Origin of the sequence: Caballeronia sp. ATUFL_F2_KS9A (genome assembly GCF_023630765.1) — a bacterium.
Lineage (GTDB): Bacteria > Pseudomonadota > Gammaproteobacteria > Burkholderiales > Burkholderiaceae > Caballeronia > Caballeronia zhejiangensis.
In genome coordinates, this window is the sequence record NZ_JALQEK010000004.1 from 92386 (window position 1) to 109335 (window position 16950).

The 16950-nt window shown below is 64.3% G+C and carries 10 protein-coding genes and 2 tRNA genes; 7 read left to right on the forward strand and 5 right to left on the reverse strand.

Annotated features, from left to right (window positions below; all coding sequences use genetic code 11):
* Positions 1 to 130 precede the first annotated feature (130 nt).
* The 5 genes from lon (at position 131) to NCS67_RS06120 (ending at position 5529) form a co-directional block, all read left to right on the forward strand.
* The gene (lon, locus tag NCS67_RS06100) at positions 131 to 2554 is read left to right on the forward strand and encodes an endopeptidase La (RefSeq protein ID WP_008349749.1); all 2424 of its coding nucleotides are present in this window, start codon (positions 131 to 133) and stop codon (positions 2552 to 2554) included.
* Between the two features lie 211 nt (positions 2555 to 2765).
* Positions 2766 to 3098 (forward strand): HU family DNA-binding protein, encoded by a 333-nt coding sequence (locus NCS67_RS06105; RefSeq protein WP_279613068.1) that lies wholly within the window; start codon positions 2766 to 2768, stop codon positions 3096 to 3098.
* 76 nt (positions 3099 to 3174) lie between these two features.
* A tRNA-Val gene (locus NCS67_RS06110) sits at positions 3175 to 3250 on the forward strand.
* A gap of 25 nt (positions 3251 to 3275) precedes the next feature.
* A tRNA-Asp gene (locus tag NCS67_RS06115) sits at positions 3276 to 3352 on the forward strand.
* A 254-nt stretch (positions 3353 to 3606) separates the two neighbouring features.
* Positions 3607 to 5529 carry a SurA N-terminal domain-containing protein gene (locus NCS67_RS06120; protein WP_250434675.1) on the forward strand — a complete coding sequence of 641 codons (1923 nt, stop codon included), beginning with the start codon at positions 3607 to 3609 and terminating at the stop codon, positions 5527 to 5529.
* 90 nt (positions 5530 to 5619) lie between these two features.
* Here NCS67_RS06120 and NCS67_RS06125 read toward each other — a convergent pair whose 3' ends face one another.
* Together NCS67_RS06125 and NCS67_RS06130 are read right to left on the reverse strand one after the other, a co-directional pair.
* Positions 5620 to 5961, reverse strand: a complete 342-nt coding sequence (locus NCS67_RS06125) for a hypothetical protein (RefSeq protein ID WP_008349728.1) — start codon at positions 5959 to 5961, stop codon at positions 5620 to 5622.
* A 125-nt stretch (positions 5962 to 6086) separates the two neighbouring features.
* Positions 6087 to 6758, reverse strand: coding sequence for an arylesterase (locus tag NCS67_RS06130; RefSeq protein WP_284504052.1), 672 nt, complete (start codon positions 6756 to 6758; stop codon positions 6087 to 6089).
* On the opposite strand from NCS67_RS06130, the gene NCS67_RS06135 reads away from it, so the two are divergent.
* A complete protein-coding gene (locus tag NCS67_RS06135) occupies positions 6757 to 7458 on the forward strand; it encodes an ABC transporter ATP-binding protein (protein WP_244808072.1) in 702 nt (233 codons plus the stop codon). The genes NCS67_RS06130 and NCS67_RS06135 overlap by 2 nt on opposite strands.
* A gap of 50 nt (positions 7459 to 7508) precedes the next feature.
* Here the strand turns inward: NCS67_RS06135 and pgi are convergent, their stop codons facing one another.
* The 3 genes from pgi to NCS67_RS06150 all read right to left on the reverse strand — a co-directional run bounded on the left by pgi (position 7509) and on the right by NCS67_RS06150 (position 12269).
* The gene (gene pgi, locus NCS67_RS06140; RefSeq protein ID WP_250434677.1) at positions 7509 to 9143 is read right to left on the reverse strand and encodes a glucose-6-phosphate isomerase; all 1635 of its coding nucleotides are present in this window, start codon (positions 9141 to 9143) and stop codon (positions 7509 to 7511) included.
* 203 nt (positions 9144 to 9346) lie between these two features.
* Complete coding sequence (locus NCS67_RS06145) at positions 9347 to 10909, reverse strand: NAD(P)H-hydrate dehydratase (protein WP_250434679.1); 1563 nt, start codon at positions 10907 to 10909, stop codon at positions 9347 to 9349.
* A 67-nt stretch (positions 10910 to 10976) separates the two neighbouring features.
* Positions 10977 to 12269 (reverse strand): FAD-dependent oxidoreductase, encoded by a 1293-nt coding sequence (locus tag NCS67_RS06150; protein WP_250434681.1) that lies wholly within the window; start codon positions 12267 to 12269, stop codon positions 10977 to 10979.
* A 455-nt stretch (positions 12270 to 12724) separates the two neighbouring features.
* On the opposite strand from NCS67_RS06150, the gene purL reads away from it, so the two are divergent.
* Positions 12725 to 16762, forward strand: a complete 4038-nt coding sequence (purL, locus tag NCS67_RS06155; protein ID WP_250434683.1) for a phosphoribosylformylglycinamidine synthase — start codon at positions 12725 to 12727, stop codon at positions 16760 to 16762.
* Positions 16763 to 16950 lie beyond the last annotated feature (188 nt).

Below are 16950 nucleotides of genomic sequence, written 5' to 3' on the forward strand. Positions count from 1 at the left end.
TTGTCGGTTTATCTTGTGGACGTTACTGACGCGATCTTTGACTAACGACTTTTCCCTTCCGATAAAGGCTTGCAATAGCTCTGACCGGCCTTATTTACGACTGAACTGATTCCACTAATGGGGAAATGAAATGTCAGGAACCCAACTCCTCCCGCAGGAACGCATTACGCTGCCGCTGCTCCCGCTGCGCGACGTAGTCGTTTTCCCGCATATGGTGATTCCGCTCTTCGTCGGGCGGCCCAAGTCGATCAAGGCACTCGAAGCCGCGATGGAAGGCGGCAAGCACATCATGCTCGTCGCCCAGAAAACGGCGGCGAAGGACGAGCCGACCGAAAAGGACATGTACGAAGTAGGGTGTGTCGCCAACATCCTGCAAATGCTGAAACTGCCCGACGGCACGGTGAAAGTGCTCGTCGAAGGCCTGCAGCGCGCGAAAACGCTGTCGATCGAAGAGCAGGAAACGCAATTTTCCTGCGATGTGATGCCGCTCGAGCCGGATCACGCCGACAGCGCCGAAACCGAAGCGCTGCGCCGCGCGATCGTGTCGCAGTTCGATCAGTACGTGAAGCTCAACAAGAAGATTCCGCCGGAGATCCTGACGTCGCTGTCGGGCATCGACGAGGCGGGTCGTCTTGCCGACACTATCGCCGCGCATCTGCCGCTCAAGCTGGATCAAAAGCAGCACATCCTCGAGATGTTCCCTGTGATCGAGCGTCTGGAGCATCTGCTCGCCCAGCTCGAAGCCGAAATCGACATTCTTCAGGTCGAGAAGCGCATCCGTGGCCGCGTGAAGCGTCAGATGGAAAAGAGCCAGCGCGAGTACTACCTGAACGAGCAGGTCAAGGCGATCCAGAAGGAACTGGGCGAAGGTGAAGAGGGCGCGGATCTCGAAGAGCTCGAGAAGCGCATCGCCGCCGCGCGCATGCCGAAGGAAGCCAAGAAGAAGGCCGACGCCGAGCTGAAAAAGCTCAAGCTGATGTCGCCGATGTCCGCGGAAGCGACTGTCGTGCGCAACTACATCGACACGCTGATCGGCTTGCCATGGCGCAAGAAGAGCAAGGTCAACAACGACCTTTCGAATGCCGAGCGCGTGCTCGACGAAGACCATTTCGGTCTCGAAAAGGTCAAGGAACGCATTCTCGAGTACCTCGCGGTGCAACAACGCGTCGAGAAGGTGAAGGCACCGATTCTGTGCCTGGTCGGGCCTCCGGGCGTCGGCAAGACCTCGCTCGGGCAGTCCATCGCTCGCGCGACGAACCGCAAGTTCGTGCGTATGGCGCTCGGCGGCGTGCATGACGAATCCGAAATTCGCGGCCACCGTCGCACGTATATCGGTTCGATGCCCGGCAAGATTTTGCAGAGCCTCACGAAGGTCGGCGTGCGCAATCCGCTTTTCCTGCTCGACGAAGTCGACAAGATGGGCATGGATTTCCGCGGCGATCCGGCATCCGCGCTGCTCGAAGTGCTCGATCCGGAACAGAACCATACGTTCGCGGACCACTACATCGAAGTGGACTTCGACCTGTCCGACGTGATGTTCGTGGCGACGTCGAACTCGCTGAACATTCCGCCGCCGCTGCTCGACCGGATGGAAGTCATCCGCCTGTCGGGTTACACGGAAGACGAGAAGGTCAGCATCGCGACGCGTTACCTGTTGCCGAAGCAGAAGCGCAACAACGGCCTGAAGGACGGCGAGATCGACGTCACGGAACAAGCGATCCGCGACATCATTCGCTACTACACGCGTGAAGCGGGCGTGCGTTCGCTCGAGCGTGAAGTATCGAAGATCTGCCGCAAGGTCGTGAAGATGCTGCTGCTCAAGAAGGCGGAAGGCGCCGTGAAGGTCGACGGCTCCAACCTCGACACCTTCCTCGGCGTGCGCAAGTACGACTTCGGTCTGGCCGCGAAGGAAAACCAGATCGGTCAGGTGACGGGTCTTGCGTGGACGGAAGTGGGCGGCGATCTGCTGACGATCGAAGCAGCGGTGATGCCCGGCAAGGGCGGCGTGATCCGCACGGGTTCGCTCGGCGACGTGATGAAGGAATCCGTCGAAGCGGCGCGCTCGGTCGTGCGTTCACGTTCGCGCCGGCTTGGCATCACGGATGAGTCGTTCGAGAAGAAGGACATCCACATCCACGTGCCGGAAGGCGCGACGCCGAAGGACGGTCCGTCCGCCGGTATCGCGATGACCACGGCGCTGGTGTCGGTGCTGACCGGCATTCCGGTTCGCGCGGATGTCGCGATGACGGGCGAAATCACGCTGCGCGGCGAAGTGCTGCCGATCGGCGGATTGAAGGAGAAGCTGCTGGCAGCGCATCGCGGCGGCATCAAGCTCGTGCTGATTCCTGAAGAAAACACGAAGGATCTGGCCGACATCCCCGACAACGTGAAGAACGCCATCGAGATCGTGCCGGTTCGCTGGATCGATCGGGTGCTGGAACTGGCGCTCGAACGTGCGCCGGAGTCGTTGCCCGAAGACGAAGCGAAGGCAACGCCCGTCGCAGCCGAACAGCAGAAGGACACGCCAGCAACGGGCGAAGTCGTGAAGCACTGAACGCTTGTCGCGGCACGGTTTTAACGCCGTGTTGCGTGAGCGAGGCTAAAAACCCGCGGGCAACCACCCGCGGGTTTTCTTTTTTGCGCGCGGCTTTTCGAAGAGAACTTCTAAAACGCCCGAAGGCCGCGCCGAATAAGGCTCAACCCCGGTTGACACGTGTCTTTCGGCTAAGTTAAATGAGCGCCGCATCCAATCTTATCGAGATGCCATCCGCTTCGATGCCGGACCACATCGATTAAAACGTGCCAATACTGATTCGGGGATCACAATGAACAAGACGGAATTGATCGACCATATCGCGCAGCAAGCCGATATCTCCAAGGCCGCCGCCGGCCGCGCGCTCGATGCGGTCATCGGCGGCGTGAGCGCGACGCTGAAGAAGGGCGGCACCGTGACGCTCGTCGGCTTCGGCACGTTTGCCGTCGGCAAGCGCACCGCGCGCACGGGGCGCAATCCGCGCACGGGCGATGAGATCAAGATCAAGGCCGCGAAAGTGCCGAAATTTCGCCCTGGCAAAGCGCTGAAGGATGCGCTAAACTAGCGGACTCGCTGGATACGGACCTTCGTAAAACGAAGTCTGAATCCAGCAGCAGCGCAAACCGAGTGAATTGCGGACCGGGTGCTTAGCTCAGTTGGTAGAGCGGCGCCCTTACAAGGCGTAGGTCGGGAGTTCGAGCCTCTCAGCACCCACCAGGTCACAGTTCATTGCGCGCTACCCGGAGCGGTAGTTCAGTCGGTTAGAATACCGGCCTGTCACGCCGGGGGTCGCGGGTTCGAGTCCCGTCCGCTCCGCCAGATTCGACAAGAAATCCCGTAAGCTTCACGGCTTGCGGGATTTTTGTTTTGGCGCGTGCTCGTTAAGAATGCTAATCATTGCTTCGCATCATTGAATGCTTGCTGGACGCAAACTTTCAACTGAAACATCGCCCGTTACGAAAAGGGGACGCGAGAATTTCACATCGGGCGGTGCAAATCCCGCCCGCCTTTCGCCTTTTCCTCGTCCACTGTTGTAATATCGAGCGTTTTGTTATAACCACGCAGCGCTACGCATGCTCGACTTCTTCCGTAATCACCAGCGCCTGATGATGGCTCTGCTGATCCTGATCATCGTGCCCGGTCTGGGCATGGTCGGGATTCAGGGCTTCAGCAACTATTTCGACGAAAGTTCCTACGTCGCCAGCGTGAATGGCCACAAGATCACGCGCGCCGAATTCGACAGCGCTTTCCGCCAGCAGGTGGACCGCGCCCGCTCGATGCTCGGTTCCCAATTCGACGCCAAGATGTTCGACACGCCCGAAGCGCGCGCCGCGATGGTCGATAGTCTCGTGCAGCAACGCGCGATGGCCGACGAAACGCAGCGTCTGCATCTGACCGCCTCCGACGACGCCGTGCGCCGGGCGCTGCTGAACGATCCGGTGATCTCGTCGCTCAAGAAGCCCGACGGCAGCATCGACCTCGATCGCTACAAGCAACTGCTCGCGATGCAGGGCATGACGCCCGCGCAGTACGACGAGCGCATGCGCTACACGATCGCGACCGGACAGATTCCGGGCAGCATTCAAGGCACGGCGTTCACGTCGAAGTCGCTCGCGCAAAGCCTGACCGAACTCGCGGAACAGAAGCGCTCGGTGCAGGGTCTGTCGCTGCGCGCGGCCGATTACACCGCGAAGGTCCAGCCGACCGACGCGCAACTCACCGCCTACTACGAAGCGCATCGCAACGATTTCGCGACGCCCGAAACCGCCACGATCCAGTATCTGCTGCTGTCGCCGTCGACGATCGCGGCCGCATCGAAGCCGAGCGACGCCGATCTCAAGAAGTACTACGACGACAACATCCAGCGCTATCGCACCGAAGCGCAAGTGCGCGCGAGCCACATTCTCGTGAACGCACCGAAGGACGCGAGCGCGGCCGACAAGGCGAAGGCCAAGCAGAAGGCCGAAGACCTGCTCGCGCAAGTCAAGGCGCATCCGGATCAGTTCGCGCAAATCGCGCAGAAGAACTCCGACGATCCCGGCTCTGCAGGCAAGGGCGGCGATCTCGGCTACTTCGCGCGCGGTCAGATCGCGGGCGGCAAGGCTTTCGACGACGCCGCATTCGGCCTGAAGAAGGGCGAAGTCAGCAATATCGTCGAGTCGGATTTTGGCTATCACATCATTCAGGCGACCGACGTGAAGCCTTCCGTCACGAAGCCGTTCGACGAAGTGAAGGACTCGATCGCGAAGGATTACGCGGCTCAACAGGGCACGAAGGGTTTCGCCGACGACGCGCAAGGCTTCACCGATCTCGTCTACGAGAAGGCCAAGTCGCTGCAGCCGGCCGCGGACAAGTACAAGCTGACTGTGCAGAGCGCAACGGTCGGTCCGAAGCCGAATCCGCAATTGCCGCAAGACAATCCGCTCAACAATCCGAAGTTCCTCGCGGCCGTGTTCGCGCCGGATGCCGTGAAGGACCGCAACAACACGCAGGCAATCGACGTCGGCAACAACACGCTGATCGCCGCGCGCGTCACCGACTACAAGGCCTCGACCGTTCCCGCGTTCGACGTCGTGAAGGACGACGTGCGCAAGAAGGTCGTCGCGGAAATGGCTGCGGCGATGGCGAAGAAGGAAGGCGAGGCGAAGCTCGCGGATCTGCAGAAGTCGAAGTCGACCGACGGCTTCACGTCGCCTATCACCGTCTCGCGCAATGATACGCAAGGCTTGCCGCCCGTCGCGTTGAGCGCGATCTTCAAGGCGGATGGATCGAAGCTGCCGTCGTATGTCGGCGTCGATCTCGGTGCGGAAGGCTACGCGATTTATCGTGTGAACGGCATCGAGAAGGCCGCGCCGGTCGCCGCCGATCGTCTCGCCGGCGCACAGCAGCAAGTCGCGCAGGTCTACGCGCAGGCCGACATGGAGGCGTACCTCAACTCGCTGAAGGCTCGCTCGAAGGTCAAGCTGAGCCAGGCCCCGGCACCGTCGTCGAACTGATCGGCGCTGACATCATCGAAAAGCCCCGCTTCCGAAAGAAAGCGGGGCTTTTTTGCTTTGCTACGCCGCTACGAGACGGCAGCAGGATGCTTACAGGCAAGCCTGAATATCGCCGGTTGCCTGACTGCCGGCAGCGCCCGAGGCGCGGAAACCGACCCACGTACCGGAGCCCGAGCGCGCTGGCTGCACCACCGCGGCGGCGCCATTCGGCGGCTGCTGGCCGGGCACATAGACGTCGACGCCCTGATTGTTGGCGAGCGTGTTCTGCGACACGACCTGCTGCTGTGACTTTTCGGCCCACTTTTGCGCGATGCACTGCGCGACGACATTGGGCGCCTGCTTGCTCATGCCGACTTGTTGCACGTTGGCGGGCGGCTGTGCGGCACAAGCCGAGAGCGCGACGGCCAGGCCGAGGAGAGGGATAAGTTTCACGTGACCTCCTTGTAGAGTCGCTCACGAGACGAGCGGGTTATAAGAGTTACGCGAAAGTCTCAGATATCTGAATCGTGGCCGTGTTCCGCGTTGGTTCTGCAAGAGCTGTCGCGGCCAGCGTCGTCCTAATGCGACGCACTGGCGCCCAGCAAGGGTTTCAAGGTTGGCCAGACGTTTTCCAACAGCAAAGGCTGGGCCTGCACCGTCGGATGAATCTGGTCCGCCTGGAACATGGCGGGCTTGTCAGCGATGCCGGCAAGCAGGAACGGCACGAGCGGCACGTTCTTGTCCTTCGCGATGCGCTCATAGACGGCGTGGAACTTTTGCGTATAGTCCGGGCCGTAATTGGGCGGGACGTACATGCCGATGAGTAAAACCTTCGCATGCGCCGCCTGCGAGGCATCGACGATGCTGCGCAGATTCGTCTCCGTCGTCGCGAGCGGCACGCCGCGCAGCGCATCGTTCGCGCCGAGTTCGACGATCACGACCGCGGGCTTCAGGCGAGAAAGCACCGCGGTCAATCGTGCGCGCCCGCCGCTCGTGGTGTCCCCGCTGATGCTCGAATTGGCGACGCTATAATCGAAACGCTCCTTCGCAAGCTTGTCGCGCAAGAGGTTGACCCAGCCGGTGTCGCGCGGCAGGCCGTATTCGGCCGACAGGCTGTCGCCCAGCACGACGATCGCGGGCTTCGGTTGCGCTGCGGCTTGCGCATCGGCGGCATGCGCTGTCGCCGAACATGCCGCCATCAACAGGATCGCCGGCACGAGGCCGCGCAAGTTAATTTTCAGAGTGTCCATGCAAAACAATATCGAGCCGGTCATCGAAGTTCGGGGGTTAAGCAAGCGAGTGAAGGACGCAACGGGCGAGCTCACGATTCTCGATCAGATCGATCTGTCGATCGCGAAGGGCAGCAGCGTCGCGATCGTCGGTGCATCGGGCTCGGGCAAGTCGACATTGCTCGGCCTGCTCGCCGGATTGGACAGCGCGAGCGAGGGCTCGGTTCGTCTGCTCGGCAAGGAGTTGTCGACCCTGAACGAAGACGAACGGGCCGCGCTCAGAAGCGGCGCGGTCGGCTTCGTGTTTCAGTCGTTCCAGTTGATGCCGCACCTGACCGCGCTCGAAAACGTGATGCTGCCGCTCGAACTGCGCGCCGAGATGCCTCACGGCGAGATCGCGGCGCGCGCCCGCTCGCTTCTCGATCAGGTCGGTCTCGCGCAGCGCACGGGCCACTATCCGAAGCTGCTTTCCGGCGGCGAACAGCAGCGCGTCGCGCTCGCGCGTGCCTTCGTCACGCATCCGGCCGTGCTCTTCGCCGACGAACCCACGGGCAGCCTCGATGCCGCCACGGGCTACGCGATCATCGACCTGATGTTCGAGATGAACCGCCGCAACGGCGCGACGCTCGTGCTCGTCACGCACGACGCCGAACTCGCCGAGCGCTGCGACGCGACGGTGACGATCGAAGCGGGGCGGCTCGTCAACGGCATCGGCGTATAAAAAAACCCGCGACGCCGAAGCGCCGCGGGCCACCTTCTTCAACGCACGCTTCAGCGCTTCAAAGCCTCGCGCGCACGCGCGATCAACGCAGATGTCGACGAATCGTGCTTGGCCGGATCGGCGCTCGCGGCGGTGATATCGGCCTCGACGACCTTGCCGAGAATCTTGCCGAGCTCGACGCCCCACTGATCGAACGAGTTGATGTCCCACACCGTGCCCTGCACCAGCACCTTGTGCTCGTAGAGCGCGATGAGCGCGCCGAGCGACTGGGGCGTGAGCGCGTCGAGCATGATGGTCGTCGTCGGACGGTTGCCGGGGAAGCTCAGATGCGTCGCCAGTTCCTCCTTGCCCGGACCCGCGACCTTCTTCGCTTCTTCGAGCGTGCGGCCGAGCATGAGCGCCTCGCTCTGCGCGAAGCAGTTGGCGAGCAGCTTCGCGTGATGATCGACGAGCGGATGCTCCGGCGTCAGCACGGCGATGAAGTCGATCGGAATGATCGTCGGCCCTTGATGCAGCATCTGGAAGAACGCGTGCTGGCCGTTCGTGCCAGGCTCGCCCCAGATCACGGCGGCGGTCGGGTAATCGACCATCTTGCCGTCGAGACGCGCCGACTTGCCGTTGCTCTCCATTTCGAGCTGCTGGAGATACGAAGGCAGATAGTGCAGCGCCTGCGAATACGGCGCGACGAGATCGCTCTGCGAACCGAAGAAATTGCGATACCAGATGCCGATCATGCCCATCAGCACCGGCAGGTTCTTGTCGAGCGGCGCGGTGCGGAAGTGCTCGTCCATCGCGGCCGCGCCTTGCAGCAGCGCGTCGAAATTCTGCGGACCCACCGACAGCATGATCGACAGCCCCACCGCCGACCACAGCGAGTAGCGTCCGCCGACCCAGTCCCACATCTCGAAGACGTTTTCCTTCGCGATGCCGAACTTGACCACTTCAGCCGGATTCGCCGACACGCCGACGAAATGCTTCGCGAGCTGATCTTCGGGGCAGCCGGACTTCAGGAACCAGTCGCGCATCGAATGCGCGTTCGTCATCGTTTCGAGCGTCGTGAAGGTCTTTGAGACGACGATCGCGAGCGTTTCTTCGGCGTCGACTTGCTGAAGGACGTTCCAGAGATCCGCGCCGTCGACATTCGATACGAAATGCGTGTCCAGATCCTTCGACGCCAGATGATGCAGCGCGTGCACGACCATCTTCGGCCCGAGATCCGATCCGCCGATGCCGATATTCACAACATGGCGAATGCGCTTGCCGGTATAGCCCGTCCACGAGCCGTCGCGAACCTTGTCGGCGAAGGCGGCCATCTTGGCCTTTTCCTTCTGCACCTGTTCGTGGAAGGGCGCATCCGGCGACTGCGCGCGCAGCGCGGTATGCAGCACGGCGCGATGTTCGGTGATGTTGACGATATCGCCACGGAACATCGCGTCGCGGCGTTCGGTGACTTTGGCCTGCCGCGCGACTTCGACGAGCAGCTTGAGCGTTTCGTCCTTCACGCGGTTCTTCGAAAAGTCGATGGCGAGGCCGCCGCCCGCGAAAGTGAGGCGCTCGGCGCGCGTCGGCGTGGTGTCGTTCTGCGGCGCGAACCAGTCGCGCAGGCGCTCGCCGGAGATGGCATCGTAATGCGTCTGGAGCGCCGACCAGGCAGGAAGCGAGTTGAGCATCGAGTTTTGGGTCATGAGCGGTCCGTTAGTCTGAAGGTGACAGAGGAATACGTTCGTGCGATTGCGGCTCGCCTGCCTGTGCGTCGTGTCTGGTGAACGCGACTGAAGCAGATGTGAGCGGCCGCGGTTGCCCGAATCAAAAAAGAGTATAGCGACGATGCATGAACGGATGCTTGCAAAGCGTCACGGCGGCCTTGCAATGGGACGCGCGAAAACCGTCAGTTGCGCGCGTGCTCCGCGTAAAAGCGGCGGTTGATGAGACTTCGCACGACGGGCGCGAGTTCTCCGGCAGTCAATCCGGCCGGGCCGATGCCGCCGTCGCTGAGCGTCTGCGCGGCGAGGCCGTGCAGCCAGACGCCCGCGAGCGCCGCTTCGTATGCAGGAAGCTTCTGCGCGAGCAATGCTCCGATCAATCCGCCGAGCACGTCGCCGGTACCGCCCGTGGCGAGTCCCGCGTTGCCGGTCGGATTGACGGCGACGCGGCCATCGGGCGAGGCGATCACGGTGCCGGAGCCCTTGAGCACCGCAATGGCCGCATAGCGCGCGGCGAGCTGGCGCGCGGCCGCGATGCGATCGGCCTGAACGGCTTTCGCGTCGGTTTGCAATAGACGCGCGGCTTCCAGCGGATGCGGCGTGAGGATGCACGGATCGCCCTGCGCGCCGCGCGCCGCGACGGCGGAGGCGAGCGCGTCGTCTTTCGCGATGAGATTGAGCGCGTCGGCATCGAGCAATTTCGGGACATCGAGCTCCAGCGCGTCGGTCAGCACCGTTTTGGCGCGCTCGCTCGGGCCCATGCCGCAGCCGATGGCGAGCGCGTCCATCCTGTCGAGCGCGAGGTCATCGACGTGATGCAGCATCAGCTCGGGATGCGGCGGATCGTAAGGCGGAAAGCCTTCGCCAAGAAACGCGACGTGCACCTTGCCCGCGCCGCCGTAGAGCGCCATGCGCGCGGCGAGAACCGGCGCGCCGCACATGCCGGTATCGCCGCCGACCACCGCGAGCGAGCCGAACGTGCCTTTGTTGGTCGCGTTGTCGCGTGGCGGCATGCATGCGCCGAATAGCGCGGGCGCGTTGAGCACGATCGACGGCGCCGCGCTCGCATCGACTTCCAGCGTCGAAACGAAAAGGCGTCCCGTCAGATCGCGGCCCAGCGACGTGAAATGCCCCGGCTTCGCGCCGATGAAGGTGATCGTGTCCGTTGCGCGCACGGCTTCGCCGCCGTTCACGGGCGCGCCGGTGTCGCTGTTCAGGCCGCTCGGGACGTCGAGCGCGAGCACGCGCCCCGACGCGCGCGCGCGCCGCGTCATGCGCGCGGCGATTTCCGCGAACACGCCTTCGAGCGGCCGCGTGAGACCGATGCCGAACATGCCGTCGACGAGCCAGCCGAAGCCGTCGAACGAGGCGGGCGGCTTGTCGTCGATCGAGACGCCGGCCGCGCGCGCCGCGTCGAGCGCCCAGCGCGCGTCGTCGGGCTTCACTTCGACCGGCATGCACACGCGCACCGGAATGCCCGCGCGATGCAGGCGCTCGGCCATCACGAGCGCGTCGCCGCCGTTGTTGCCGGGGCCGGCCGCGAGCCACACCGGCAACGCACGCGAATCCGGATCGTGCTCCAGCGCATCGATGACGCATTGCGCGGCGGCCGCGCCCGCGCGCGCCATCAGCGTATGCGGCGGCAGCGCGGCGGCTGCGCGCGCTTCGAGCGTGCGCAGCTCGGCGAGCGTCAGAAGCGTGAGCGGATCGTCTTTGGGAGTGAAATAGGGCGAGCGGGCAGCGGTCATGGCGGCGGGCGGGAAAGCGCTTTGGAAACCCGGCGTCCGCAGCATTCGTGCCCGTCGCAGCGCGCTGCTAGAAGCGTTCGGGGCTCAGCGCGGCAAGGGTATCGGCGGGAACATCGGGCGTAACGCCGGAAACGAGATCCGCGATCACTTTAGCAGACCCGCACGCGAGGCCCCAGCCCGCCGGGCCGTGCGCGGCGTTCACGAAAAGCCGCGGATGGCGCGTCGCGCCGACGAGCGGCAGGCCGTCGGCGGTCACGAGGCGCAGCCCTTCCCACGCGCGCGCAGCGGAGACGCGCGCCGCGCCCGGAATCCAGTCGTGCGTGCCTTGGCCGAGCAGATCGAGCGCGCGGCGCGAGAGCGAGGCGTCGAGCGGCTTGTCGGCCTTGGACGCGCTCTGGAACACGCCCGCGCCGCCCACGCGCAGCCGCTGGTTGATGCGCGTCATCGTGATGCGCTTGATCGAATCGACGACCGTCAGATGCGGCGCGCGCTCCTCGTACGCGACGGGCGCGGTGAGCGTATGCACGCGCAGCGGAAAGAGCGACGACGCCGACTTGGAGCCGCCGATGAGCCCCGGCGTGCCCGTGCCCGCCGCGACGACGATGGCGTCCGCCGTGATGAGCTCGACATCGGCGCTGCGCTTTTTGCCTTCGTGCGGACCGGCGAGCTGGACGGCCGCGCGGCCATCGTCCAGACGCAGCGACGCCACCGCGCGATGCATGCGGAACTGCACGCCGCCGTCTTCGAGCACCTGCTTCAGTTGCTTGGTGAAGAGCGGGCAGTTCGCGGTGCGCTCGTCGGGCAGCAGCACGCCGCCCGCGAATTCCGGGAAATCCGGCACGGAAGGCTCGATGGCGACGCATTCCTCGGGCGTCAGCAGTTGATGCGCAACGCCGCGACTTCTGAGCAGATCGATGGCCGGCTGCGCGTCTTCGAGCTCGCGCGGCTGTCTGAAGACGTGCAGCACGCCGCGGCGCTGCTCGAAATCGAGTTCCAGCCGGCTTTCGATGTCCGCGAGCACGCGCCGCGACACATCGACGATCGGCTGCAGATGTGCGTACTGCGCCGCGAACGCCTCGGGATCGCGCAGCGTCGCGAGCTGCTTCAGAAAATCGCGCGCGGCCGAGTCGAAGCCGGTCTTGACCACCATGCCGCTTTGCTTCGAGCGGCTCGACGCCATGAACGTCGGCCCGAACCAGACATCGAGCGGCGAGGGCAGCAGCGCGCCGCCCTGGCCGTAGGTGGCGCCTTGCGCGACGGTCGCGTGGCGCTCGACCACGCACACGCGATGACCGGCCGCATGTAATTGACAGGCGGTGGCGATGCCGGCGATTCCTCCGCCGATGACGATGACATCCATGACTTTTTGTGCCCGAAGGCGCGAGATTGCAGTGCGGCGTGACGCTCGGGCAGGACGCCCGGCTGCTGCGTTGACGGTGAAACGACAGGCTGGCGGCGTGATTCGGCACGCGCCGTACCCGGAGAAAGCGCGCCATGATAGCGCCAAAATCGTTTGCGGGGGACGGCGAGCCGGGCGCTCATGTGGCCCGCGGCACGCTCGATCCCCGATGGCCGGCCCGGCGCGGACAATTTCGGGATGCGCGACGATCCGTTTCGCGTCGCCGCTGCACCGTGGCGCGCCACGCGGACGGACCGCCCCGGCCGATTTCGAGACGCTTCCGGGTTATAATCGCGGTCTTCCTTTCGCCTCACGCCGTTTAGCGTGCTCGAGTCCGAATTTGCGAATATCCGGTTTGCAAAAAGCGATCGAGCGTCGCGCGAGCGGCACACAGACGTCATCGACGCACCGTCACAATGGCCCACTTCTCGTGTTTCCCCGGCGCTTCGGCCCTCTCCGATTTCCGTCAGACCCGCCTTCTCGAAACGCTCGCCCGCATCGACGCGAACATCGTCGGCGTGCGCGGCCAGTTCCTGCATTTCGTCAACGCGTCCGAGCCGCTCACCGACGATGACAACAGCCGCATCGCCGCGCTGATGCACTACGGCGCGCCGTTCGCGGACTCGAAAGAGCGCGGTCATGTCGAGACGTTCATGGTCGTGCCGCGCTTCGGCACGGTCTCGCCGTGGGCGAGCAAGGCGACCGACATCGCGCATCACTGCGGCCTCGAGAAAGTGCGTCGCATCGAGCGCGGCGTCGAATTCTCGGTCGTCATGAAAAGCGGCTTCCTCGGCGGCAAGAAGGCGCTGTCGGACGAAGCGCGCGCGGCCGTCGCGGATGCGCTGCACGACCGCATGACGGAAAGCGTCGCGGCATCGCGCGACCAGGCGCTGCATCTCTTCGACGAGCTGCCCGCGAAGCCTTTGCAGACCGTCGACATCATCGGCACGGGCCGCCGTGCGCTCGAGGCCGCGAACGCCGAGCTCGGCCTCGCGCTCGCGGAAGACGAGATCGACTATCTCGTGAACGCGTTCGAGAGCCTGAAGCGCAATCCGACCGACGTCGAACTGATGATGTTCGCGCAGGCCAACAGCGAGCATTGCCGCCACAAGATCTTCAATGGCGAATGGACCATCGACGGCGAAAAGCAGGACATGTCGCTGTTCCAGATGATCCGCAACACGGAAAAGCTGAATCACGCGGGCACGATCGTCGCGTATTCGGACAATTCGGCGATCATGGAGGGCGGCGTCGCGGAACGCTGGTTCCCGCGCGGCGCCGACGAGCAGTATCGGCGCAACGTGGAATTGACCCACACGCTGATGAAGGTCGAAACGCACAATCACCCGACCGCGATTTCCCCGTTCGCGGGCGCGGCGACGGGCTCGGGCGGCGAAATCCGCGATGAAGGCGCGACGGGCCGCGGCGCGCGTCCGAAGGCCGGTCTCGCGGGCTTCACCGTGTCGAACCTCGATCTGCCCGACGCGCGCGAAAAGTGGGAAAACGACCGCGACGCCGCCGTGCCGCTCACGCAACGCAATCCGTCCGACGAGCACGCGCCGTATGGCCGCCCGGACCGCATCGCGTCGCCGCTGCAGATCATGATCGACGGCCCGATCGGCGCTGCCGCGTTCAACAACGAATTCGGCCGCCCGAACCTCGGCGGCTATTTCCGCACCTACGAGCAGAACGTCGCGGGCCGCGTGCGCGGCTATCACAAGCCGATCATGATCGCGGGCGGCATCGGCAATATTTCGGATCAGCACACGCACAAGCTCGACCTGCCGGCCGGCACGCTCTTGATCCAGATCGGCGGGCCGGGCATGCGTATCGGCATGGGCGGTGGCGCGGCATCGTCGATGGCGACGGGCGCGAACACCGCCGAACTCGATTTCGACTCGGTCCAGCGCGGCAATCCGGAAATCCAGCGGCGCGCGCAGGAAGTCATCAATACGTGCTGGCAGTTGGGCGGGGGCAATCCGATCCTGTCGATCCACGACGTCGGCGCGGGCGGCATCTCGAACGCGTTCCCGGAGCTCGTCGATGGCGCGGGCAAGGGCGCGCGCTTCGAGTTGCGCAAGGTTCAGCTCGAGGAAAGCGGTCTGTCGCCGCGCGAAATCTGGTCGAACGAGGCGCAAGAGCGTTACGTGCTGGCGATTTCGCCCGCCGATCTGCCCGCGTTCCAGGCGATTTGCGAGCGCGAACGCTGCCCGGTGGCGGTCGTCGGCGTGGCGACGGACGAACGTCAGCTGAAGCTGATCGACGACGCCAACGAAGGCCAGGAACCCGTCGACATGCCGATGGACGTGCTGCTCGGCAAGCCGCCCAAGATGCATCGCGATGTGAAGCGTGAGAATGCGCAATTCACGCCCGTCGACGTGACGGGTCTGTCGCTGTCCGAAGTCGCTGTCGACGTGCTCAAGCATCCGACGGTCGCGAGCAAGTCGTTCCTCATCACGATCGGCGACCGTTCGGTCGGCGGCACGACCGCGCGCGACCAGTTCGTCGGTCCGTGGCAGGTGCCCGTCGCCGATTGCGCGATCACGACGATGGATTACGCGGGCTTTCGCGGCGAAGCGATGACGATGGCCGAGCGCACGCCGCTCGCCGTCATCGACGCGCCCGCGTCCGGCCGCATGGCAGTGGGCGAGGCGGTGACGAACATCGCGTCCGCGCCGATCGAATCGCTCAACAAGCTGAAGCTCTCCGCGAACTGGATGGCCGCGTGCGGCAGCGCCGGCGAAGACGCCGCGCTTTACGACACCGTGAAGGCGATCGGCATGGAACTGTGCCCGGCGCTCGGCATCAGCATTCCCGTCGGCAAGGATTCGCTGTCGATGCGCACCAAGTGGCAGGACGCACGCGGCGGCGCGCGCGAAGTGGTGTCGCCGGTGTCGCTCATCATCTCGGCGTTCGCGCCGGTCGAGGACGTGCGCCGGCATCTCACGCCGCAACTCGTCGACGATACCGACACGGTGCTGATCTCGATCGATCTCGGGCGTGGCCGCAACCGCATGGGCGGCAGCATTCTCGCGCAGGTCACGCAGCAGGTCGGCGACGCAGTGCCCGATGTCGACGATCCCGAAGACCTCAAGCGCTTCTTCGCGGCGATCCAGGCTTTGAATGCCGATGGCAAGCTGCTTGCCTATCACGACCGCTCGGACGGCGGCCTGTGGGCGACGGTCTGCGAAATGGCGTTCGCGGGGCATGTGGGCGTGTCGCTGAACATCGACATGCTGACGCTCGACGCCGATCACGAATCCGATTACGGCGACGCGAAAGACTGGGCCAAGCAGACGAGCGGCCGCCGCGACGACCGCACGATCCGCGCGCTGTTCTCGGAAGAGCTCGGCGCGGTCGTGCAGGTGCGCGCATCAGATCGCGACGCGGTGCTCGGCGCGCTGCGCGAACACGGTTTGTCGGCGTGCTCGCATGTGATCGGCAAGCCGAACCGGAGCGGCGCGGTCGAAATCTATCGCGACGCGAAGAAGATTTTCGATGCGCCGCGCGTCGAGTTGCATCGCGCGTGGAGCGAAGTGAGCTGGCGCATCGCGCGTCTGCGCGACAACCCGGCCTGCGCCGACGCCGAATACGACGCGCTGCTCGACGCCGCCGATCCTGGCATCGCGCCGGTGCTGACCTTCGATCCGGCGGAAGACGTCGCTGCGCCGTTCATCGCGACGGGCAAGCGTCCGCGTGTCGCGATCCTGCGTGAACAGGGCGTGAACTCGCATCTGGAAACGGCATACGCGTTCGATCGCGCCGGCTTCGATGCACACGACGTCCACATGAGCGACCTGCTCGAAGGGCGCGCCACGCTCGCCGATTTCGCGGGCGCGGTCGCGTGCGGCGGCTTCTCGTACGGCGACGTGCTCGGCGCGGGCGAGGGCTGGGCGAAGACGATCCGCTTCAACGCGAAGCTCGCCGACATGTTCGCGGCGTTCTTCGCGCGTCCGGATACCTTCGCGCTCGGCATCTGCAACGGCTGCCAGATGATGTCGAGCCTCGCGTCGATCATCCCGGGCGCGGAAAGCTGGCCGAAGTTCACGCGCAACAAGTCGGAGCAGTTCGAGGCGCGTTTCTCGCTCGTCGAAGTGCAGAATTCGCCGTCGATCTTCTTCGCGGGCATGGAAGGCTCGCGCATTCCGGTGGCGGTCGCGCACGGCGAAGGTTTCGCTGACTTTTCGCAGCAAGGCGATCCGGCGCAGGCGCTCGTCGCGATGCGATACGTCGATCATCGCGGCAATGCGACGGAGCAGTATCCGTTCAATCCGAACGGATCGCCGCAGGGCATTACGTCCGTGACGACGCCCGATGGCCGCTTCACCGTGCTGATGCCGCACATGGAACGCGTGCATCGCAACGTGCAGATGAGCTGGACGCCCGACGACTGGACCACCGACGGCAGCCCGTGGCTGCGCGTGTTCCAGAACGCGCGACGCTTCCTCGGCTAATCGCGCATCGTCGCATGGCTGGACCGAACACCCCGAAGCTGACGCTTCGGGGTGTTTTTATTTTTGAGCCCGTTCCATAACACTGCCTTCCGGCAAATATCCCAAAATAATCAACGCGTAAGTTGCGGGTATAGTGCTTCGGCGCGTCGCGAGGCGCGTTTGACCACGGAGGAGAAATGAGGCAGTTG